Origin of the sequence: Sodalis sp. (in: enterobacteria) (genome assembly GCF_047607725.1) — a bacterium.
Lineage (GTDB): Bacteria > Pseudomonadota > Gammaproteobacteria > Enterobacterales > Enterobacteriaceae > JBLKSS01.
In genome coordinates this window covers 1-21,363 of sequence record NZ_JBLKSS010000006.1, presented here as the reverse complement: position 1 = coordinate 21,363, position 21,363 = coordinate 1, and the positions used below count along the sequence as shown (strand labels likewise).

General features: G+C 56.9%; 17 protein-coding genes, 6 pseudogenes and 1 riboswitch. Of the genes and pseudogenes, 14 read left to right on the top strand and 9 right to left on the bottom strand.

Annotation, left to right across the window (positions count from 1 at the left end):
• Nucleotides 1-274: 274 nt before the first annotated feature.
• Nucleotides 275-424 carry a hypothetical protein gene (locus ACMX3H_RS00170; RefSeq protein ID WP_415209336.1) on the top strand — a complete coding sequence of 50 codons (150 nt, stop codon included), beginning with the start codon at nt 275-277 and terminating at the stop codon, nt 422-424.
• Nucleotides 425-727: 303 nt separating this feature from the next.
• Here the strand turns inward: ACMX3H_RS00170 and ACMX3H_RS00165 are convergent, their stop codons facing one another.
• Nucleotides 728-1,510 (bottom strand): SDR family oxidoreductase, encoded by a 783-nt coding sequence (locus ACMX3H_RS00165; protein ID WP_415209335.1) that lies wholly within the window; start codon nt 1,508-1,510, stop codon nt 728-730.
• Nucleotides 1,511-1,572: 62 nt separating this feature from the next.
• A pseudogene (locus ACMX3H_RS00160) lies at nt 1,573-2,091 on the bottom strand (GntR family transcriptional regulator); the annotation flags it as partial.
• 65 nt (nt 2,092-2,156) lie between these two features.
• On the opposite strand from ACMX3H_RS00160, the gene ACMX3H_RS00155 reads away from it, so the two are divergent.
• Together ACMX3H_RS00155 and ACMX3H_RS00150 are read left to right on the top strand one after the other, a co-directional pair.
• Nucleotides 2,157-2,930, top strand: a complete 774-nt coding sequence (locus ACMX3H_RS00155) for an ABC transporter substrate-binding protein (protein ID WP_415209366.1) — start codon at nt 2,157-2,159, stop codon at nt 2,928-2,930.
• An 81-nt stretch (nt 2,931-3,011) separates the two neighbouring features.
• Nucleotides 3,012-3,623: pseudogene (locus ACMX3H_RS00150) on the top strand (amino acid ABC transporter permease); the annotation flags it as partial.
• Nucleotides 3,624-3,988: 365 nt separating this feature from the next.
• On the opposite strand, the gene ACMX3H_RS00145 reads toward ACMX3H_RS00150, so the two are convergent.
• On the bottom strand, nt 3,989-4,249 hold the full coding sequence (locus tag ACMX3H_RS00145; protein WP_415209334.1) for a YcgL domain-containing protein: 261 nt from the start codon (nt 4,247-4,249) through the stop codon (nt 3,989-3,991).
• A gap of 135 nt (nt 4,250-4,384) precedes the next feature.
• Here ACMX3H_RS00145 and minC point away from each other — a divergent pair, with 135 nt between their 5' ends.
• The 3 genes from minC to minE are packed head-to-tail and all read left to right on the top strand — an operon-like array spanning nt 4,385 to nt 6,169.
• Nucleotides 4,385-5,062 (top strand): septum site-determining protein MinC, encoded by a 678-nt coding sequence (gene minC / locus ACMX3H_RS00140; protein ID WP_415209333.1) that lies wholly within the window; start codon nt 4,385-4,387, stop codon nt 5,060-5,062.
• Between the two features lie 21 nt (nt 5,063-5,083).
• Nucleotides 5,084-5,896 (top strand): septum site-determining protein MinD, encoded by an 813-nt coding sequence (minD, locus tag ACMX3H_RS00135; RefSeq protein WP_415209332.1) that lies wholly within the window; start codon nt 5,084-5,086, stop codon nt 5,894-5,896.
• A 3-nt stretch (nt 5,897-5,899) separates the two neighbouring features.
• Complete coding sequence (gene minE, locus ACMX3H_RS00130) at nt 5,900-6,169, top strand: cell division topological specificity factor MinE (RefSeq protein WP_025245067.1); 270 nt, start codon at nt 5,900-5,902, stop codon at nt 6,167-6,169.
• A gap of 85 nt (nt 6,170-6,254) precedes the next feature.
• Here minE and rnd read toward each other — a convergent pair.
• The 4 genes and pseudogenes from rnd to ACMX3H_RS00110 form a co-directional block, all read right to left on the bottom strand.
• Nucleotides 6,255-7,394: pseudogene (rnd, locus tag ACMX3H_RS00125) on the bottom strand (ribonuclease D).
• Between the two features lie 37 nt (nt 7,395-7,431).
• A complete protein-coding gene (locus ACMX3H_RS00120) occupies nt 7,432-8,133 on the bottom strand; it encodes a Slp family lipoprotein (RefSeq protein WP_415209331.1) in 702 nt (233 codons plus the stop codon).
• Nucleotides 8,106-8,807, bottom strand: a complete 702-nt coding sequence (tsaB, locus tag ACMX3H_RS00115; RefSeq protein WP_415209330.1) for a tRNA (adenosine(37)-N6)-threonylcarbamoyltransferase complex dimerization subunit type 1 TsaB — start codon at nt 8,805-8,807, stop codon at nt 8,106-8,108. Before tsaB ends, ACMX3H_RS00120 begins: the two co-directional genes overlap by 28 nt.
• Nucleotides 8,808-8,887: 80 nt before the next feature.
• The gene (locus ACMX3H_RS00110) at nt 8,888-10,711 is read right to left on the bottom strand and encodes an ATP-dependent DNA helicase (protein WP_415209329.1); all 1,824 of its coding nucleotides are present in this window, start codon (nt 10,709-10,711) and stop codon (nt 8,888-8,890) included.
• Between the two features lie 67 nt (nt 10,712-10,778).
• On the opposite strand from ACMX3H_RS00110, the gene ACMX3H_RS00105 reads away from it, so the two are divergent.
• Nucleotides 10,779-11,129: a RidA family protein gene (locus ACMX3H_RS00105; RefSeq protein ID WP_415209328.1), complete on the top strand. Its 351-nt coding sequence runs from the start codon at nt 10,779-10,781 to the stop codon at nt 11,127-11,129.
• Nucleotides 11,130-11,219: 90 nt separating this feature from the next.
• On the opposite strand, the pseudogene ACMX3H_RS00100 reads toward ACMX3H_RS00105, so the two are convergent.
• Nucleotides 11,220-11,396 (bottom strand): annotated as a pseudogene (locus ACMX3H_RS00100) (YoaH family protein); the annotation flags it as partial.
• Nucleotides 11,397-11,547: 151 nt separating this feature from the next.
• On the opposite strand from ACMX3H_RS00100, the gene pabB reads away from it, so the two are divergent.
• The 3 genes from pabB to ACMX3H_RS00085 all read left to right on the top strand — a co-directional run bounded on the left by pabB (nt 11,548) and on the right by ACMX3H_RS00085 (nt 15,171).
• Nucleotides 11,548-12,909: an aminodeoxychorismate synthase component 1 gene (pabB, locus tag ACMX3H_RS00095; RefSeq protein WP_415209327.1), complete on the top strand. Its 1,362-nt coding sequence runs from the start codon at nt 11,548-11,550 to the stop codon at nt 12,907-12,909.
• Nucleotides 12,902-13,495 (top strand): CoA pyrophosphatase, encoded by a 594-nt coding sequence (locus tag ACMX3H_RS00090; RefSeq protein ID WP_415209326.1) that lies wholly within the window; start codon nt 12,902-12,904, stop codon nt 13,493-13,495. The genes pabB and ACMX3H_RS00090 overlap by 8 nt, the downstream gene beginning before the upstream one ends.
• 311 nt (nt 13,496-13,806) lie before the next feature.
• Nucleotides 13,807-15,171: an L-serine ammonia-lyase gene (locus ACMX3H_RS00085; protein WP_415209325.1), complete on the top strand. Its 1,365-nt coding sequence runs from the start codon at nt 13,807-13,809 to the stop codon at nt 15,169-15,171.
• A 272-nt stretch (nt 15,172-15,443) separates the two neighbouring features.
• Here ACMX3H_RS00085 and ACMX3H_RS00080 read toward each other — a convergent pair whose 3' ends face one another.
• Nucleotides 15,444-16,991 (bottom strand): TerC family protein, encoded by a 1,548-nt coding sequence (locus ACMX3H_RS00080; RefSeq protein ID WP_415209324.1) that lies wholly within the window; start codon nt 16,989-16,991, stop codon nt 15,444-15,446.
• A gap of 603 nt (nt 16,992-17,594) precedes the next feature.
• Between ACMX3H_RS00080 and manX the strand changes: the two genes are divergently transcribed.
• The 4 genes and pseudogenes from manX (at nt 17,595) to ACMX3H_RS00060 (ending at nt 20,821) form a co-directional block, all read left to right on the top strand.
• On the top strand, nt 17,595-18,536 hold the full coding sequence (manX, locus tag ACMX3H_RS00075) for a PTS mannose transporter subunit IIAB (protein ID WP_415209365.1): 942 nt from the start codon (nt 17,595-17,597) through the stop codon (nt 18,534-18,536).
• Between the two features lie 88 nt (nt 18,537-18,624).
• Nucleotides 18,625-19,415 (top strand): annotated as a pseudogene (locus tag ACMX3H_RS00070) (PTS mannose/fructose/sorbose transporter subunit IIC).
• A 12-nt stretch (nt 19,416-19,427) separates the two neighbouring features.
• Nucleotides 19,428-20,276, top strand: a complete 849-nt coding sequence (locus ACMX3H_RS00065) for a PTS mannose transporter subunit IID (protein WP_415209323.1) — start codon at nt 19,428-19,430, stop codon at nt 20,274-20,276.
• 63 nt (nt 20,277-20,339) lie between these two features.
• Nucleotides 20,340-20,821: pseudogene (locus ACMX3H_RS00060) on the top strand (DUF986 family protein).
• Between the two features lie 177 nt (nt 20,822-20,998).
• Nucleotides 20,999-21,141, top strand: a riboswitch (yybP-ykoY riboswitch).
• Nucleotides 21,142-21,363: the final 222 nt, after the last annotated feature.

Below are 21,363 nucleotides of genomic sequence, written 5' to 3'. Positions count from 1 at the left end.
CGTTATGGGTCTTCCGCGTCGGAGGCAGTGCACCGACCAAGCGCTCGGCACTGAAGCGGCCGACGACAGATGAAATCCTTCGGTGCAAAATGAAATCAGCACGGCGGTATAAATGAATTACGCCCCGCTCGCCTGTGTTACCGGCGCAGGTTTCATCGCGCACCGGCTCCGCCGGACAGCTGAAATTTCGTACCGCGCCGTGAATTTCACTTGCGACGGGTCTCCCCCTTGCCCGCATAATCGAGGTCGAACAAATTCATTTACAGGAGGGGCTATGATGACGCTACAACCTGTCGTGATTCTGCTTGCGCTGGTGATCATCAGCGTGATTTCTTTTCTACTGCACCGGCGACAGCGGAAAAATAGCCAACCCACCTTTAGCCACCCGCGCGGAAAACGGCGCAGCCGTTCAGCGCCCATATGAACGCGTTAAAACAGATTTATTGACGACGGCTGCAGCAGGGGCGTTAGACCGCCGCAGTTTTTGCCGCACGGCCTTGAGCACCACCCGTAATAATCAGAAGGTTGGATAATAATACGTTAGAGAGGCAGTCCCTTGCACCTCATTGCCGCCGCCGATCCCGACGGCGGTTTTCTTTATCTCATCCCGCAACGGTGGCGCGATGATACCCTCAATCGTTCGGCTTACGGGCACGCGACACGCCCTGTTGGCTGGTCAATGCCGCGATGAAGCCTCGCCGGCAACCCGGCGGTAGATCTTTAGCGGTTAGAATATCGACGGTATCAAACCGCCATCCACCCGCAAAACCGAGCCGGTGATATAGGATGTCTGACGGCTGGCCAGAAACGCCGCGGCGGCGCCATATTCTTCTGGCTTGCCATAGCGGCCGGCGGGAATGGAGGCTTTACTCTGCGCCTGCCCCGCTTCCGGCGTACTGTTTTCCCGCTGTGCTTTGGCGGCATCCAACTGGCCGACGCGATCGGTGGCGATACGTCCCGGAATGATAATGTTGGCGGTAATGCCCTGGGCCGCGACTTCCGACGCCAGCGTTTTAGACCATCCCAGCAGCGCCATGCGCAGGGTATTGGATATCGCCAAATTCGCCAAAGGCGCCACCGCGCCCGAGGAGGTGCTGGTGATAATACGTCCCCAGCCCACCGCCCGCATATCCGGCAGCACCTTATCGGTCAATTGAATCAATGCGCTGACCATCGCGGTGAATTGCGCCTGCCAGACTTCCGCCGCGACGCCTTCCGCCCGGGAAGGCGGCGGTCCGCCGGAATTGTTGACCAGAATGCCGATAGGCCCCAGGGCCTGACGAATGCCGCTGAGTGCGGTATCGAACGTGTCCGGCAGGCTTAAGTCCAGCGCAAACGCCTGCGCGCGGCCGCCTTGTCCGGTAATCAGCGCCACCGTCTCTTCCAGCTTGCCCGGCGTACGGCTGGTTACCGCCACCGTTACGCCTTCCGCCGCCAGCGCGATGGCGCGGCCCAGACCGCTGCCCGCGCCGCAAACCAGCGCGACTTTATCCTCAATAGCTAAATGCATACAGTTTTCCTGGTAGTTAATAAACAATACAGCCTCCCTGCCGGCCCTTCCCCTTCCCTGCATTACCTCTTGGCGACTTTGCCCGCCACCGTGTCATAGGCGGATTGCAAATGCTGCCGCATCATTTCGGCTGCGGCGGCCATGCGGTCATCGCGCACGGCGTCCAGGATAGCGACATGTTCTTCGTACCATTTCCGGACCCGCTGCCGATTTTGATAACTGCCAAACTCCAGCAGGCGCCGCAACCGGTTTTGCTGCTGGATCGCCTGTAAGACAAAGACATTGCCGCTCCATTCCGCCAGTAATTCATGAAACGAGGCGTCGGTATTAAAGATCTGGCGGCTTTCCACCTGGGTGATGTCCGGGTGGGCAATTAAATATAAATGTTGCGACCGCAGGCGTTTGATCGCCCGCCTGTCGGCTTTGAAACCGGGCGCCAGGAGACTGGCCGGCTCGATGAGCAACCGAAAACCGTAGCCGTTGCGCAAGGCCACGTCGCTGTTGAGTGTTTGCAAAAAACGCCAGCCGTGACCCGGATTACGCGCAATGAGTCCATCTTCCGATAAACGCAGCAGCGTGCGCGCCTATTATTGTATTAATTGACTCATAAAGAGCAATTCAACGCACCCGTATGATGGAGACAAAAATGGCCAATACCCTGTTTGTTCGCCGCACGACCCGTCAGCTTTTGGCGGCTTTTTGCCTGACGTTGCCCCTGCTGAGCCAAGCCGCCGAGCCGAAGCTCGTGTCCCCCGGAAAGCTGACTTACGGCACCGCCGCCACTTTTATGCCGTTCGAGTTTACTAAAGATGGCCAGTTGACCGGGTTCGATATCGATTTAATCAACGCGCTGGGCAAAAAAGTCTCGCTGACGCCCGCCCCCATGTCGATGGAATTCAAAGGCTTGATCCCCGCACTGCAGGGCAACCGGCTGGATATAATCAACTCCGTGATGTACGTCAACCCGACGCGCGCCGAGCAGGTGGATTTTGTGCCTTACCTGATGATCGGTAGCCGGGTGGTGGTAAGCAAAGAGAATCCCGCCAAGATCACCGGCCGCGATTTGTCGCTGTGCGGTAAAAACGTCGCCGTCACGCTCGGCGGCATCGAAGAGAGCCAGGCGCGCGAAGACAATAAGAAATGCCTTGCGGCCAGTAAGCCAGCGATTAACGTGCTGACCTACCCCGCCGCCACCGATTCCGCCGTTGCAGTCGCACAAGGCCGTGCCGATGCCGAGTTTCTTTCCACGCCGGGTTCGGTGGCACTGATGACCGAGAAACCGGGCATGTTTATCGCCGTCGGCCCCGAGTTTGAAGCCGACACCCATATCGCTTTCGCGATTCGCAAAGGCGATACCGCCACCCGCCAACTGCTGGAAAACGGCCTGCAGGCACTAGTCCAGGATGGCACCTATAAGTAGCTGATTGAAAAGTGGAAATTCCCTGATTCGGTTTCTATTTTCCACTAAGCCTGACCGCTCACCGAACGGGAGAAAATAACTATGTCAATTGATCTTGTCTGGCAGTACATCAGCTCTCCGGTGTTTTTCCAGGGGGCGATGATGACGTTGCTGCTGACGCTGTGTTCGCTGCTGTTCGGCATCGTAATCAGTCTGGTACTGGCGCTGCTGAAAGAATCCCGCTTCCGTGGCGCCCGCGGGCTGGCGTTTGTCTACCTGTGGGTGTTCCGCGGTACGCCGGTGCTGTTTCAAATCATTTTTGTCTACAACGTCCTGCCCACTTTCGGCCTGCGCTTTTCCGCCTTTACTTGCGCGGTGCTGGCGCTGTCTTTGAACGAAGGCGCCTATATGGCGGAGATTCTGCGCTCCGGCCTGCAGGCGGTCAAAAGCGGTCAGCGCACCGCCGGCATGGCGCGCGGGCAGATCATGCGCAAAATTGTGCTGCCGCAGGCGGCGCGAATTGTCCTGCCGCCAATGGGTAACCAAATGATCAGCATGCTGAAATCGAGCGCGCTGGTGTCCGTTATCGCGGTGTAGGAGCTGCTGTTGATAGCCAACCAGACCACCAGCGCCAGTTTCCGCTATTTCGAGGCGCTGTGCGCCGCGGGGGTGTATTACCTGGTGCTCACCAGCCTGTTTATGGTGTTCCAATCCTAGCTGGAGCGCAGTCTCGACCCGAAAAAAAGGTAAGCGCCCCGTGGAGGACGTCTTGAATTATTGGTGGGTTTGTTGTATGGCCGGTAAGAATATGTTCCACTACGATGCCTAGTGAACCCGCATCCTATAAGGGACGGCTGTCAGATCATGGATAATCCGGCGATGATAGTGTCAACTTAAATTTTAATGGACACTATCACAAACTTCAGAACCACTAATTTCATATCACTCAAACCGGGATGGAAATAAAAATTATTAAAATCAATACAATGTGAAAATACAATGAGCATAAGCGTGTAACGTAGGTTTACTATCTCATACAACAAACCCACCAATAATTCAAGACATCCTCCACGGGGCGCTTACTGATGATGCTGGGTCAATAAATTTTCCACCGGTGGTGGGACTTGCAGATAGAAGCCCTGCTCTTTAAGTAATTCTTTTACTTTTCCTATATCCGCGGAAGCGAGTTTTTTGCTACCGTCTAAGGGTAAAATCATTGAGAATAGCGGTTTGCCGAAGTGCGCCATTAAGTCGGCCGGGACGCGGGTAAAATCCTCTCTTCTTTCGACAAAAAGATAGGTTTGATCCTGTTTTGAACTTCGATAGATCACACAAAACATATTTTTTACTCTATTTCCGTGGTCTGGTGTCTTGCCTGTTATATAGCGATAACTATAACATGCATGCAGTACTACGGAATATCGCCGCCCGTGACGAATCGGGAAATTACACGTGCTAAGACTGAGTCAGGATAGATGTCGCAAACGCCAATTGAATTGAAAGGCAGTAATTTTACTTTATCGGTAATTCATGTGCATGATGCGCAGCCAGAGGAAATCCGTCGGGCGATAGAGGAAAAAGTCGAACAAGCACCTGGATTTTTGAAAGATGCGCCGGTTGTTATCAACGTCGCCGGCCTCAGTCGCGACACGCCCTGGGAGGCGCTATCACAGGCGGTGCTGGCGACCGGCCTGCATGTGGTCGGCGTCAGCGGCTGTCGCGACACGAAACTGAAACAGGCGATCATTCGCAGTGGGTTGCCGCTGCTGACCGAAGGCAAAGCGCCAAAGCGCAGCGTCGCCGAGGCGCCCGCGCCGGCGGCGGTCAAAACGTGGCTTATCAACACGCCGGTGCGCTCCGGGCAGCAAATTTACGCCCGCAACAGCGATCTGATTGTCACCAGCAGTGTTAGCGCCGGCGCCGAGCTTATTGCCGATGGCAATATCCATATTTACGGCATGATGCGGGGCCGCGCGCTGGCCGATGCATCGGGCGACGGAGAGTGCCAGATTTTCTGTACCCATCTCTCCCCGGAACTCGTATCCATCGCCGGCCAGTATTGGCTGAGCGATCAAATTCCGGCCGAATTTTCAGGCAAAGCCGCGCGGTTATGTCTGCAGGACGGTACGCTTACCATTCATCCTTTAATTTAGCCCTTGACAAGGAATCCATTTATGGCACGCATTATAGTTGTTACTTCGGGTAAAGGGGGCGTAGGCAAGACCACATCGAGCGCGGCCATCGCTACCGGTTTAGCCCGCAAAGGAAAGAAAACCGTCGTGATCGATTTCGATATCGGACTGCGAAACCTCGATTTGATCATGGGCTGTGAACGCCGGGTGGTCTATGACTTCGTCAATGTCATCCAGGGTGATGCCACGCTGAACCAAGCGCTGATAAAAGATAAGCGGACCGAGAATTTATATATATTGCCCGCGTCCCAGACGCGGGATAAAGATGCCCTGACCCGCGACGGCGTGGAAAAGGTATTGAATGATCTCAGCACGATGGAATTCGATTTTGTCGTTTGCGATTCACCGGCCGGTATTGAAACCGGTGCCCTGATGGCGCTGTATTTTGCCGATGAAGCGATTATCACTACCAACCCGGAAGTGTCGTCGGTGCGCGACTCCGACCGTATTCTGGGCATTCTATCATCTAAATCGCACCGTGCCGAAAGCGGTCAAGACCCCATTAAAGAGCACCTGCTGCTGACCCGTTACAATCCCGGACGCGTCAGCCGCGGCGACATGCTCAGTATGGAAGATGTGATTGAAATTCTACGCATTCCTCTGGTAGGTGTGATCCCCGAGGATCAATCGGTGTTGCGGGCTTCCAACCAGGGAGAGCCGGTAATTCTCGATGAGGAGTCTGATGCTGGCCAGGCCTATTCAGATATGGTTGATCGCCTGTTAGGAGAAGAACATCCCTTCCGCTTCATCGAAGAAGAGAAGAAGGGATTCCTGAAACGCCTGTTTGGGGGATAAACCATGGCATTACTTGACTTTTTTCTCTCCCGTAAAAAAACGACAGCCAATATAGCCAAGGAACGGCTGCAGATCATCGTTGCCGAGCGGCGCAGAGGCGATAACGAGCCGCATTATCTGCCGCAGCTGAAACGCGACCTGCTTGAGGTCATCAGTAAATATGTGCAAATCGACCCCGAAATGCTCTCGGTTCAATTGGAGAAAAAGGATGGAGATATCTCCATCCTGGAGCTGAACGTGACACTGCCGGAAACGGAAGAAAGCACCAAATGAACGCCAGCGTCTCTTCCGCCTCCTGCCGTCAGGCAGGAGGCTCGCGGCCTCATGCGCCGGTCACGCCATTTATTCCGCCCGCCGCCTAGGCGCGCGTTTCGCTCTCACCCTGGGACAATAACGCCAGTAATTCCGCACCGAACAGCGCACCGCGCCAGCCGCTTATCAATTCCGGCTGCCGCGCAGTGGGGGTTACACCCCAAACCACGCTGAGTTAGCTGGTTGATCTGACGCTGGGACGCCAGCAGTTCGCTGCTCAGCCCCGTCTTGTTAGCCGTCAGTTGTATCTGCTCTTTCAGCGCTTTAAACGTCTGGCGATAACCGGGACGATCGATAAGATTGAGTACCGGCGGTGGCAACGCCGCGTCCGGCAGTGCCTGAGCCTCCTGCACCCGAGCCAGCAGCGCCCAGCCGTGTAAGCAGATTTCGGGTCCGCTGAGGCCAAGCTGCTCCAGCTCGCCAAGGGATCCCTGCATATAGCGCGCCACCTGCCACAGATTTTCTTCACGAACAACGAAATTGACCGCCATATCGCGCTCACGGGCCTTATTTAGGCGCCAGCTGGCCAGCCGCTGTAGGCACGCAAGCTGACGCGTGCGCAGCTCCAGGCGTTAGCGATATCTCGATAGGCCAGTTCAAGATCGGTGACTTCCTGGCGCCGTTGACAGAGGGCCGCGCACTCCTGGCTGGCCTGCAACCACCATCCCGCCTGTTGCGTTTGCGCTATCAGCTTATGCGCCATCGGCAAGAGCCAGTAAACATCGGTGGCGGCATAATCACACTGCCTGTCACTGAGCGGCCGCGCGAGCCAGTCGGTGCGGGATTCCGTTTTATCTAACGTGACCTGCAACGTTTCCGCCACCAGCGCGGCGAACCCGCAGGAGAGTGCGCGGTCGGTAAACGCAGCCAGCACTTGGGTATCGATCATCGGCACCAGCATCTGGCCAAAGCTATGCCAGAACACTTCCAGGTCTTCGCTGCAGGCGTGCAGCAATTTGGTGACCTGCTGATCCGCCAGAAGCGCAATGAAGGGCTGCCAATCGGTAATCGCCAGCGGATCGATAAGCGTCAGAGAGTCGCCGTCATATAACTGGATCAGGCCCAGTTGGGGATAGTAGGTGCGGGTACGCACAAATTCGGTATCTACCGCTACCTACGGGTGCTGACGGGCCTGCTGACATCTGTCGTGTAAAGCCTGATCCGTGGTAATTAATTGATAATCCAATACTGCTCTCTCTTCTTCCGCGTGTGTTAAGAAAAAGTTAGTCCGCCAAAACGGTGTCTACCCGCGTGTCGCCGTAGTAAGCGCCCCATGCCGGACCGTAACCGGGCCCCCAGGGCGATCCATAGCGATAGTCCCAACCCCAGTGTCCGAGCGGCGGCCCCATGGGCGCCGAGACCTGACGCACGACGCGCCAGCGTTTATAGCCGTTCACCTGCATAACCATGTAGGTGTAATCCGCTTTATCGATATGGCCTTTTTCCGTGCCGGTGATCGGCCCGACGACCGTGATCCATTGCCCTTTCAGATCGGACTGTTCGACGAAACCGCTGATTTGAGCAATGATGCGGCCAATGGATGGCTGGTGTATTAGCGGCACCACGCCATCATCGAGCGGTACGGTGGCGATTTCCAGCCGGGTGCGCCCGGTTTCATTAGTCACCTTGACCACTTTACCGCCGAAGCGCCCTTCTTGACCGATATACAGCTGCGGCGCATTCATCACCTGCACCAAATCATCCTGCGGCGTTGGGGTCGTGCCACGGATCGCCTCCGGTACCGTAACACACCCCGTAAGCGTTAACATCGCGGCTAGGAAACCGACCGACATCAGCCGGCGCAATGATACGGGTGAAGCCTGATGGCTGAACATAGTACTTGATCTCGCTAATAAACTTACTACTTTGACCCGCCCCGGCAGGATAAGTTTACCGCTCAGGCGCGGCCGGGTAATTTTTTCCATGCCACTTCATTGCGCAAGTAGGACGGTTCCGCCAGCGCGACCGGCCGAGCGCCGCCGTGGCGATAGTGATGAAGCGCTATCGGCAACATCTCCCGCGCGCTGGGCAGCAGCGTTTCACCTGAGACGAGCTGTAACCCGTCACGCTGCAGTAGCGTCGGATACGTTTGCCAGCCGGTGCCGGCGGTGGCCCAGCGCCCGGTCAGATCCGCGCTCAGCGCCGCCAGCACAGCGGGCGCCGCCACCGCTTCGCCCTCCTCGCCCAGCCAAACGCCCGCCTCACGCCGATACGCCGCCCAGTACACTTCCCCCATACGCGCGTCTATAGCGGTCAGCACCTGGCAAGCGCCGGTTTGACGCCAGGCGCCTTCGGCCAGCGCCGCCAGGGTGGAGACGCCGATAAGCGGCAGATCGGCGCCCAGCGCCAGCCCCTGCGCAATGCCGATGCCGATGCGCACGCCGGTAAAGCTGCCGGGGCCGCGGCCGAACGCCAGCATATCGAGACTATCAAGCGTAATACCGGCCTCCGCCAACAGGCTGTCCACCATGGGCAGGATGCGCTGCGTGTGTTCGCGGGGTGCAACGGCAAAGCGCTCCAGCAACAGCTCGTTGTCGAGCATCAGCGCGGCGGAACAGGCTTCGGTCGCGGTATCAAGGGCTAAAATGCGGGTAGACATGCCAAACCTCAGGTGGGAAGAATAAGAATTGTAACGGGCGTTTATCATAACACACCCACTGCCACAAGGGGATACGGCGCTCAGCCGCCGGTCAGAAAGGCGATTGTGCGCTCCAGCGATCGCGTGCGGCGCGCCGGCGGCAGACTTTGCAGAAAAATTTTGCCGTACGGGCGGATCACCAGCCGCTGATCGCAAATAATGAGCACGCCACTGTCATCGCTGTCGCGTATGAGCCGGCCGACCCCCTGTTTCAGGGCGATGACCGCCTCGGGGATCTGCACGTCGGCGAACGGATCGCCGCCGCGCAGTTGGCAATCCTCAATGCGCGCCTTCAGCAGCGGATCGTCCGGCGCGGTAAACGGCAGCTTATCGATGATAACGCAAGACAGCACATCACCGCGCACGTCCACCCCTTCCCAAAAACTGTGGGTGGCCACCAGCACCGCGTTACCGGCGTCGACAAACTGGCGCAGGATTTCGCGCTTGCTGGTTTCCCCCTGCACCAAAACCGGCAGCGTCAGCGAGGCACGAAATTCCACCGCCAGATCGCGCATCATTTGGTGCGACGTACAGAGAAAAAAACAGCGACCACGGTTGGCGACAATGACCGGTAGCAGCATCCGCGCCAGCTTCTGCGCCGCGCCGCGTTCCCGTGGTTCCGGTAAAAAGCGCGGTACGCACAGCAGCGCCTGGGCGGCATAATCAAACGGACTGGCAAGCAAGAGTGACGTCGCGTTTTCCAACCCCATGCACTGGGTGAAATGATCCAGCTTGTCATTCACCGACAGTGTCGCGGAGGTGAAGATCCAGGTGCCGGCCTTCTCCGCCATGACTTCGTGAAAGCGGTTGGAGACCGACAGCGGCGTCAGCGCCAGCACAAAATGACGCGCGTTACATTCGTACCAATAACTGAATCCCGGCTCGCTGGTGTTCTTCAAGCGTTTCAGCCGGGCGCGGTACAGCGTCGCACGTTCAAAAGCGGCATCCAGCAGCGCCGAGCGGCCGAGCGCCAGTTTCGCCACGTCATGACATAACTCCAGCGCATCATCCAGCAGCACCAGCGCGCGCTGTACCATCGGCTGCGCCAGCGCGTCGCGTAGATTACCGCGAAACCCCGGTTCACCCAACGCCAGGCGAAAATCCTGGGCGCGAAACGAGAGCTGGTCGGCGCTCTTTTGCAACTGCACCATGTCGCGGACATCGGTGCGGTAGGCCAAGGTCATATCGCGCGCCAAATCCAGCATGTGGCGGCTGGTGAGCTGCTGGCCGAAATATTGGCTCGCGATGTCCGGCAGTTGATGCGCTTCGTCGAAAATCATCACGTCGCCGCGTGGGATCAGTTCGCCGAAAACGCTTTCTTTCACCACCATATCCGCTAGGAAAAGATGATGGTTGACTACCACCACGTCGGCATCCATAGCCCGGCGGCGCGCTTTGACCACAAAGCACTCTTTATATTCAGGACAATCGCTGCCAAGGCAGTTATCGTTCGTGCTGGTCACCAGCGGCCAGATAGGGCTGTCTTCGGCGATACCGCCGCAGTTGGCGATGTCCCCATCCTCGGTTTGCGATGCCCAGGCGCGCACCTGGCTCAGCGCGTCGAGCGTCTCCGGCGGCAGTGCGCCCCCTGCCGCCGCGTGCTGCGCCATGCGTTCCAGGCACAGATAGTTGGCGTGCCCTTTCAACAAGGCCAGTTGTCCGCGGTAGGACAGGGCCTGCGCGATACGCGGCAGATCCCGGGCGTAGAGTTGATCCTGTAACGCCTTAGAGCCGGTGGAAATGATCACCTTTTTATCGGCGCGCAGGGCCGGCACCAGATAGGCGTAGGTCTTGCCGGTGCCGGTGCCAGCCTCCACCACCAGCGGTTGTTGCGCGCCGATGGCGTCGCGAATAGCGTCCGCCATCAGGCGCTGGGCTTCCCGCGCCGGTATGGTATGCTGTTGTTTTCACTAACCACTGAAAGGAAATGCAATGACCCTCCAGCGTATTGATGCCGGCGCCCGTATGTCCGACGCGGTGATTCATCATCAGACTCTCTACTACACCAGCGTGGTGGCGGATGCCGCGCTTGACGAAGACATTACCGGCCAGACCGTCAGCGGGCTCGCCGCTATCGACGCCATGCTGGCTTGCTGCAACACCGACAAACGCCGCCTGCTGGATGCGACTATTTTCCTGCCTAACGCTGCGGATTTCGGCGCGATGAATGCGGTATGGGATAACAGGGTCGATGCCGGCAGCGCGCCGGTACGCTGTACGGTTCAGGCGGGCCTGATGAATCCACGCTATAAAATTGAAATCAAAATCATCGCTGCGCTATAAGGGCGGGCCACCCTGCGCTTAATCGTCATCGGGGTTGCTATCGTAAGGATCCGCCTCTGGGCGCGCCGTCGGGGCTTCATGGGCCTCGGTTTCCTCCTCATCCTCCCAGCGCAGGGTGACTCTTTCGCCGGTGTGGTCGGCGCGCAGTTCGCGCGCCACCAACACAATGGCCTCACCGTTGCTCATCCCCTTGGCCATTAACGCCTGAATACGCTCGACGGCCTGTTGCTGCTGCTCATGGGTTAACGCGGGCATGTCGTTTAACATAGGTTTCTCTCGGTGACGGCAACAGTGTCGATTATCTCATGACGCGGTCGGTTACGCCATGACGAGGATGTATGCTAGGATCACGCCATGATATCACCACAAACGCGGACAGGTTGCCGTTGCCGCGTCATTCGGGAACAGGCGCTTATCCATGCAGCCACAATTGATAGCATTACCCTACCGGCCCGATGTCGTGCTGGACTACTTTACCCCGCTGGCCGGCCAGCCCTGGGCGATGATGCTGCATTCCGGCAACAGCAGTCATCCTGACAGCCGTTACGATATTTTGGTGGCCGCGCCCGCGGTAACGCTGGTGACTCGTGACGGTGTCACCGAGATCCGCCGGGGGGATGACCGCGAAATCCGCCACGATGACCCCTTTGCTCTGGTCCAGCAGCAGTTGGCGGCGGCGGGCATGGCGGCCCTGCCAAACGCGTCATTGCCGTTCCTGGGAGGGGCGCTCGGCTATTTTGGCTACGATCTCGCACGTAGCATCGAAACCCTGCCTGAGCTGGCGCAACAGGACGTGCCACTGCCTGAAATGGCGGTGGGCATTTATCGCTGGGCGGTGATAGCCGACCACCATCGCCATACGGTGACCCTGGTGAGCTACGACGACCCCGAGCCCTTGCTTACCAAGTTGACCGCCGCGCCGCCGCCGACATCGACGCCGTTTCATCTGCTCGGCCCCTGGCGCGCCAATATGACCCGCGCTGAATATGGCGAAAAATTCCGCCAGGTCCAGCAGCACTTGCTGGCGGGAGACTGCTATCAAGTCTGTTTATCACAGCGCTTTAGCGCCCCTTGCAACGGGGATGAATGGCCGGCGTTCCGCCATTTGCTGGCCCATAACCGTGCGCCGTTTTCGGCCTTCATCCGCCTGGGGAACCAAGCGGTGATGAGCTTGTCGCCGGAACGTTTCCTGCGCCTGCGCGCCGGTGAAATCCAGACTCGCCCCATTAAAGGGACGCTGCCACGGCTGGCGGATGCCGACGCCGATCGCCAGCAGGCAGCGCGGCTGGCCGCTTCCGTCAAAGATCAGGCGGAAAATTTGATGATAGTGGACCTATTGCGTAACGATATCGGCCGCGTGGCGCAACCCGGCAGCGTGCGGGTGCCCTCGCTGTTTGCTATAGAGACCTTTACGGCGGTGCATCACATGGTCAGCACCATCACCGCCACCCTGACGGCCGATCGCACTCCCTGCGACCTGCTGCGCGCCTGCTTCCCCGGCGGCTCCATTACCGGCGCGCCAAAGGTGCGGGCAATGGAAATCATCGAAAGGCTCGAACCGCAGCGTCGCAGCGCCTGGTGCGGAAGCATCGGCTATGTCAGCTGCTGCGGCACGATGGATACCAATATCACCATCCGCACCCTCCTGGTGGCGGACCAGCATATTCACTGCACCGTCGGCGGCGGTCTTATCGCCGACAGCGACGAAGAAGCGGAATATCAGGAAACCCTGGCGAAGGCCGCCTCGCTACTGCCGCTGCTGGAACAGTTGCATGCCTGACACCGTCATTGAGCGTCCGCTGCGGCTAGCGGAGTTTATTACCCGTTTTCAACTGCTGCTGCCGGAGACACGCTACGTTACCTACCATCGCCGGCGGGCGGCGGTACTGATTCCGATTATTTGCCATTCCACGCCAACATTACTGCTCACCCGCCGCGCCGCGTCCCTGCGCAAACACGCCGGTCAGGTCGCGTTTCCCGGGGGCAGCGCGGATGCGGCCGACGCTTCCGCGATCGCCACCGCGCTGCGCGAGGCGCAAGAAGAGGTCGCCATCGATCCCCGTCAGGTCCGGGTGCTGGGACAATTGTCGCCGGTGGACAGCAGCAGCGGTTTTCAGGTCACCCCGATCGTGGGTCTGCTGGCGCCAGGCGCCCGTTTTGTCGCCAGCGAGGCCGAAGTGGCGGAAATTTTTGAAATACCGCTGACCGAGGCATTGTCGCTGGCGAGCTATACCCCGCTGGATATTGAACGGCGAGCGCAAACCCGGCGGGTGTACTTCTCCTGGTACCGGCAACACATGGTTTGGGGCATGACCGCTCAAATCCTCTATCGTCTCGGTCAACATATCCGTCCGCCCACCGAATAATGGGAGCCAGCTCCCCTTAACGGCACAGAGTTCTTTTAATTTCCATTTATCTGGCTAAAATCCCCGACAAGCGACATTAAACAGAAAATAATACTAATACATTATTGTTAATTGGCATTTAATTTCACTACTGCACTTAAAAATATCGCTTGATGGTCGGCGCAGCAGGGGCAAGTGACGCGTGTCATCGTCAACGCCGTTGACATTAGTTTATTTCATGCGAAAACGCGCCTGCGTATCCCGATCAACTATTACAATCAGATCAATGCCACCTGCTCGTTGCCTTATAAAAATTTTACAGGAGAGCAAACGTGATCAGCGTTTTCGATATGTTCAAAATTGGTATCGGTCCGTCCAGTTCCCATACGGTGGGCCCGATGAAAGCCGGTAAACAATTTGTGGACGATTTGGTCGAAAAACATTTGCTGACCTCCGTCACGCGTATCGCCGTCGAGGTTTACGGCTCCCTTGCCCTGACCGGGAAAGGACACCACACCGATCAGGCGATCATCCTTGGCCTGACCGGCAACAGCCCGGATACGGTGGCCATAGACGCCACGCCTGCGTTTTTGTGCGACGTCGCCCAGCGCCAGCGGCTGATGTTGGCCGGTACTCCCCATGAAGTGGACTTTGCGCGCGAAGGGGGCATGGTGTTTCATCACACTAACCTGGCACGGCACGAAAACGGGCTACGCATCCACGCGTTCGCAGGCGATCGCTGCGTTTACAGCCAAACCTACTATTCTATCGGCGGCGGCTTTATCGTCGAGGAAGCCCAGTTCGGCCAAGCGGTGGTGAACGAGGTCAGCGTTCCCTTCAGTTTCAACAGCGCCCAGCAATTGCTGGAACACTGCCGCGATACCGCCCTGTCGGTATCCGGTTTGGTGTTGTGCAACGAACTCGCGCTGCACGAGCGCGCGGAGATAGACCGCTATTTTGCCGCTGTCTGGCAGACCATGCGCGCCAGTATCGATCGCGGCATGAACACCGAGGGCGTGCTGCAGGGGCCGCTACGGGTGCCGCGCCGCGCCGCCGCGCTCAGGAGGATGTTGATCGCCGGCGATAAGCATTCAACCGATCCCATGCAGGTGGTGGACTGGGTCAATATGTTCGCCCTGGCGGTCAATGAAGAGAATGCCGCCGGCGGCCGTGTCGTCACTGCGCCCACTAATGGCGCCTGCGGGATCGTGCCCGCCGTCCTGGCCTATTATGACCATTTCATCGAGCCGGTCTCGGCCGATATCTGGCTGCGGTATTTCCTCGCCAGCGGCGCAATCGGTATTTTGTACAAGATGAATGCCTCCATTTCAGGCGCCGAAGTCGGCTGTCAGGGCGAGGTGGGCGTCGCCTGCTCCATGGCGGCGGCCGGCCTGACGGAACTGATGGGCGGCAGTCCGGAACAGGTGTGCGTCGCGGCGGAAATCGGTATGGAACACAATTTGGGACTGACCTGCGATCCGGTGAGCGGCCAGGTGCAGGTGCCCTGCATCGAGCGTAACGCGATCGCTGCAGTGAAAGCGATCAACGCCTCGCGCATGGCGCTACGTCGCACCAGCGCGCCGCGAGTGTCCCTCGATAAGGTTATTGAAACCATGTATGAAACCGGCAAGGACATGAATACCAAATACCGCGAAACCTCGCGCGGCGGCCTGGCTATCAAGGTGCAATGCGACTAAGCGGAGATGCGCCGCAGCCGTGACGTGCTACAGCCGGGGTGGGGCTGAACTGTCGGGGGCGACCACCCGGAGGTAGTGCCGGCGTGGCGCAATGGGGGTCACCGAGGAACGCCGCGGCTCAGATTCCACTTGCGCTCGGGGCCACAAAAAATCCGCCTGCGCTACCGTCCATTACCTTTCATTCCGCCCCACCCGCTGCAAAATCAAAGTGCGGCGCCGGCGGACGGCGCATTCTCAGCGCCGCGTCGGCGCCGTTTAGCGGCTTATTCCTCCTAATCCTCACCGTGCCGCGGCGCCAGGCGTTCAATCCACACCTGTTCGATGCGATACTCCACCATCTGGCGAATGGTAAAATGCCACTCGTCAAGCGTCAGCACATCCCCCTCCACCGGCATTTGATCGCACTGCGATAACAACAAGCCGGCCAACGAGGCGACGTTATCCCGCCCGCGCGCCAGCGCCTGAGTGTCCAGCGCCTGTTGTAACGCATGCAGGTCGGTGCTGCCTTTCGCCAGCCAGCCGTCCTCGTGGACCTCTATTTCCGGCGTCTCATCCTCGTCGGGAAACTCGCCGGCAATGGCTTCCAGCACGTCCAGGGGCGTCACCAGCCCCTGAACCACGCCGAACTCGTTGGACACCATCACCATACTGCCTTTCGCCCGGCGCAACTCCTCCAGCAGCTTCAACACATCCAGGGTTTCCGGCACGACAATCGCCGGGTTAGCGGCGGCGTAGGCTTTTACCTGTTCGCCGTTATCCACCGCCGCCATCAAATCCTTCGCGCGCACGATACCGATAAGCTGATCCAGCTCGCCGTTACAGACCGGGAACATATTGTGCGGCGTCTCCATCAATGTCGCGCGCAGCTCCTCAACCGGCCGCTGGCAGTCCAGCCAGGTTATCTCATTGCGCGGCGTCATCACGCTGCGCAGGGTGCGTGAAGCCAGCGACAGCACGCCGGTGATCATATGGCGCTCTTCGTCGGCGAAATGCGCCTGCTTAAACGCCTGTGCCGAATCATCTTCGCCGGTTTCACGCTGCGCCCTACCCCCCATCAACCGCATAATCGCTTCCGCAGTACGCTCGCGCATCGGCTTGGCGAACTGGTTTTTGATAAAATTGCGGCGCGCTATCTGGTTGAACATCTCAATGAAGATCGAGAAACCGATGGCGGCATACAGGTAGCCTTTCGGAATATGAAAACCAAAGCCTTCGGCAATCAAACTGAGACCTATCATCAGCAAGAAGCTGAGACACAGCACCACCACGGTTTGATGACGGTTAACGAAACGGGTCAGCGAACGAGACGCCAGCAGCATAATCGCCATAGCAATCACCACGGCGGTCATCATGACGGGCAGATTGTTGACCATCCCCACCGCCGTGATGACCGCATCCAGGGAAAATACCGCGTCGAGAATAACGATTTGCACTACCACCGCCCAGAAGCTGGCGTACCCGTGGCCGGCGCTGCTGTCGTGCTCTTTATTTTCCAAACGTTCGTGCAACTCCGTGGTTACCTTAAACAAAAGGAAAATCCCCCCCAGCAGCAAAATGAGGTCGCGGCCGGAAAAGGAAAAGTCCTCAACAGTAAACAACGGGCGCGTCAGCGTGACAATCCACGAAATCAGCGACAGCAGCCCAAGGCGCATAATCAGCGCCAACGACAGGCCTACCACCCGTGCGCGATCGCGCTTTTTGGGCGGGAGTTTGTCCGCCAGGATCGCAATAAAGACCACGTTATCGATGCCGAGAACAATCTCCAATACGATCAGGGTCAATAATCCCACCCAAATTGAGGGGTCCATTAAGAATTCCATCACAGGCTCCGTAAGGTATTCAGGCTGTCGTGATTACAGGGTTAAACCGCATCTTTGCCGGCAAACGCGCAGGGGCAAGCCGTCAAGAGGCACACTTTCTTGGGGAGCGGGATCAAACATGACGAAAAAAGGATCCAGCGCGATGCGCCAGTGAGAGGACAACGATGACCGCGCAAGCGGACAAAAAATGATGAAACGGCTTCGGTGACAGTCCATCGGAGGGCTGTTTGCTCCTTTTATAATTTAAACGCTTTACTGTATCAGGGAATCACCACCCGGCACAAAACTTTTTCACTTCAAGCTGTTTGTTCATTCTCAGCTACACTCTTTTGTGCGCTTGTACCGATTCCGGTAGCCAAATAACTGAGCGTCGTCACAATTTTTATTTTTTTACACACTATTTTACACACTAAAATAAATCGCGATTTACTTATGATCGTCCGAACCAATAACTGAAGCAAATCAATCTGTAGGGCGGACATCGGTCAGGGCAGGCATCGTTCCTGACTTTGCAGTTATACCACCAAAGAGTTAGGGCCCTCGACACAGCTTTCGTGCGGGGCGCATAACCCATTTTGTCAATAAAGGAGGTATCCAGTAAGTATTGCTATTGTTATTGGCACTCACGGGTCAGCGGCCGAGCAATTACTGAAAACGGCCGAAATGATTTTAGGCGCACAAGACAATGTCGCCTGGATCGATTTCGTCCCCGGCGAAAACGCTGAAACGACGAAATTGATTGAAAAATATACCGCCCGTCTGGCGGATCTTGACACCACAGCAGGCGTGTTATTTCTGGTCGATACCTGGGGAGGCAGCCCGTTTAATGCCGCCAGCCGGATTGTCATCGATAAAGAAAATTATGAAGTCGTGACCGGCGTAAACATCCCCATGCTGGCCGAAACCTTTATGGCCCGCGACGATAATCCCACCTTTCAAGAACTGGTCGGCATCGCGGTGGAAACCGGGCGCATTGGCGTAAAAGCGCTGAAAGCCCCGGAAGCGGAACAGGCCCCGAGCGTCGCCGCGCCGGTGGCGGCTGGCCAAGGTGGCCACATGAGCATTGGTCTGGCGCGTATCGACGACCGTCTGATCCATGGCCAGGTAGCCACCCGCTGGACGAAAGAAACCAACATTAAACGCATCATCGTGGTCAGCGACGAAGTGGCCGCGGATACGGTACGCAAAACGCTGCTCACCCAGGTGGCGCCTCCGGGGGTCACGGCCCATGTGGTTGACGTGGCGAAAGCTATCCGCGTTTACGACAACCCGAAATATGCCAATGACCGCGTCATGCTGTTATTTACCAACCCGACCGACGTCGTACGCCTGGTTGAGGGCGGCGTCGCGATTACCTCGGTCAATATCGGTGGTATGGCCTTCCGCCAGGGCAAAACCCAGGTGAACAATGCCGTGTCGGTGGACGAAAAAGACATCGAGGCGTTCAAGACACTCAACGAACGTGGCATTGAGCTGGAAGTGCGTAAAGTGTCCAGCAATACCCGGTTGAAGATGATGGATTTAATTAAAAAATTCGGCAATTAAGCCCTACGCCGAATAATGACCCTTAAGAGAGTAAGTTTGCCTGGAAACGGATTCATCGCTCTATTACGAAAGTGAGAGGAGAAGTACAATGGAGATCACCACGCTTCAAATTGTACTGATATTCGCCGTCGCCTGTATTGCAGGCATGGGATCGATTCTCGACGAATTTCAGTTCCACCGTCCGCTGGTGGCCTGTACCTTGATTGGTCTGGCCCTGGGCGACATGAAAACCGGTATCATCATCGGCGGGACATTGGAAATGATCGCGCAGGGCTGGATGAATATCGGCGCCGCGGTGGCGCCCGATGCCGCGCTGGCGTCCATCATCTCCACCATTCTGGTCATCGCCGGTAATCAAAACGTCGGCTCCGGTATCGCGCTGGCGATTCCACTGGCCGCCGCCGGACAGGTATTGACCATCATCGCGCGCACCATCACCGTCGCCTTCCAGCATGCCGCCGAACGCGGCAACCTGACGGCGCTGAGCTGGATCCACGTTTCGGCGCTGCTACTGCAGGCGATGCGCATCGCCATTCCAGCGGTCATCGTGGGCGGGTCTCGGTCGGGACAGACGCCGTACACAACATGCTCAGCTCGATTCCGGAAGTCGTCACCAACGGCCTGAATATCGCCGGCGGCATGATTGTGGTGGTCGGTTATGCGATGGTCATCAACATGATGCGTGCGGGCTATTTGATGCCGTTCTTTTACCTCGGTTTCGTCACCGCGGCCTTCACCAGCTTTAACCTGGTGGCGCTGGGGGTGATCGGCGTGGTCATTGCCATACTCTACATCCAGCTCAGCCCGCGCTACAACCGGGTCGCAGGACAGGCCGCACCGGCGCAGGGTGCTAACGATCTCGATAATGAACTGGATTAATAGGTGAGAGAAATGGTCGATACTACAGCTACAGGTCAAAAGAAACTGACGCCCTGCGATGTACGCGGCGTATTTATCCGCTCCAACCTTTTCCAGGGATCCTGGAACTTTGAACGTATGCAGGCGCTCGGTTTTTGTTTTTCGATGGTGCCGGTGATTCCTCGCCTGTACCCGGAAAATAACGATGACCGCAAGCAGGCGATTAAACGGCATCTGGAGTTCTTCAACACGCATCCCTATGTGGCCGCGCCGGTATTGGGCGTCACCATGGCCATGCAAGAACAGCGCTCCAACGGCGCACCGATTGATGACGCCGCCATTAACGGTATCAAAGTCGGTTTGATGGGGCCGCTGGCCGGGGTCGGCGACCCGATTTTCTGGGGTACCGTACTGCCGGTATTCGCCGCCCTCGGCGTCGGTATCGCCATGAGCGGTAGTTTGCTCGGTCCGCTGCTGTTTTTCATTCTGTTTAACCTGGTGCGCCTGGCCACCCGCTATTACGGCGTGGCCTACGGCTACCGTAAAGGGGTCAATATCGTTAACGATATGGGTGGCGGCTTCCTGCAAAAATTGACCGAAGGGGCGTCCATCCTCGGGCTATTTGTTATGGGGGTGTTGGTCAATAAATGGACCCACGTCAATATCCCCTTTGTGGTGTCCCGTATCACCAATACCGAGGGACAAACCACCGTCACCACCGTCCAGACGATTCTGGATCAACTGATGCCGGGGCTGGTGCCACTGCTGCTTACCTTTGGTTGTATGTGGCTCCTGCGCAGCAAAGTGAACGCGCTGTGGATTATTATGGGCTTCTTCGTCATCGGTATCTTCGGCTACTGGGTTGGGCTGTTGGGTCTGTAAGCGTACCGTTATCAAACCGGAAGAAGTTGCCCCGGTTTTTTTTTGCTTTTTTTGGGGGGAAGTATGACCGTTACCGATATCGGCCTGGTGATAATGATTGTTATCGCACTGCTGTTTGCCGTCTTTGATGAGTTCATTGTGGATTACGCGCTGCGCGGCAAGACCCGTCTACGGTTGCCTTTGCGTCGCCAGGGTCGCCTGGACGGCCTGATTTTTATCGTCCTGCTGCTGATACTGCTGTACAAAAACATCACTACCGGCGGCACGGTCGTCACCTCCACTTTGATTTTAATTCTAGGCTTGATGGTGGTCTATCTGGCCTTATTTCGCCGTCCTCATATGCTGTTTAAGACAGAAGGTTTTTTTTTTATGGCAATGTATTTATCCGTTATTCCCGTATCAAAAATATGAATTTATCGGAAGATGGTTATTTGGTTATTGACCTGGAAAAACGGCGTTTGCTGATCCAGGTCAATAAATTAGACGATCCTCAGGAGATTTACAAATTTCTCATTGAATTACAATTAGTTATATTAATTATATAGCCTTGACTAAATAGATTAGTCATCGCAATAAAAAATACCTTATTCTTTATTTCCTGGTATGTCGCCGGCGAAACCCCGTCATTATCCTCACGCTGCGCGCAATTAATCAACAGCAAACCTGAGGGTTTTTACCCCTGTTATTTTTATAGTTGTCATTATGGGAATTATTATGTTAAGATTGCGGCGTCATTAGGGAGTAGTCTATTTTTGCCTTCTAGCGAAAATGCCCGTGTCAACATACTCGTTTCTCTGGTAAACGTGGTGCGGGCGGCCTTCATCGGCTGGCGAGACTATAGACATGCGGACCTGTCGGTAAGGTTGGGGGGACAGGAAAGCGTGGATATGGGCGCCCAGCCGAGGCTTAGCAATGAATCTTTCCGCCATGCTGGTTCCGGGCACGTCCGATCACTGATTCTGATTTCATCCGATCACTGATTCCGGTCGCCCGATCAGCGATTCCGATTCTGTCCGATCGCTCATCTTCTGTTCCGCCATACTCTGGAGACTTTTAGCTTCCGGGGGTATGGCATGGCACGTAAAAA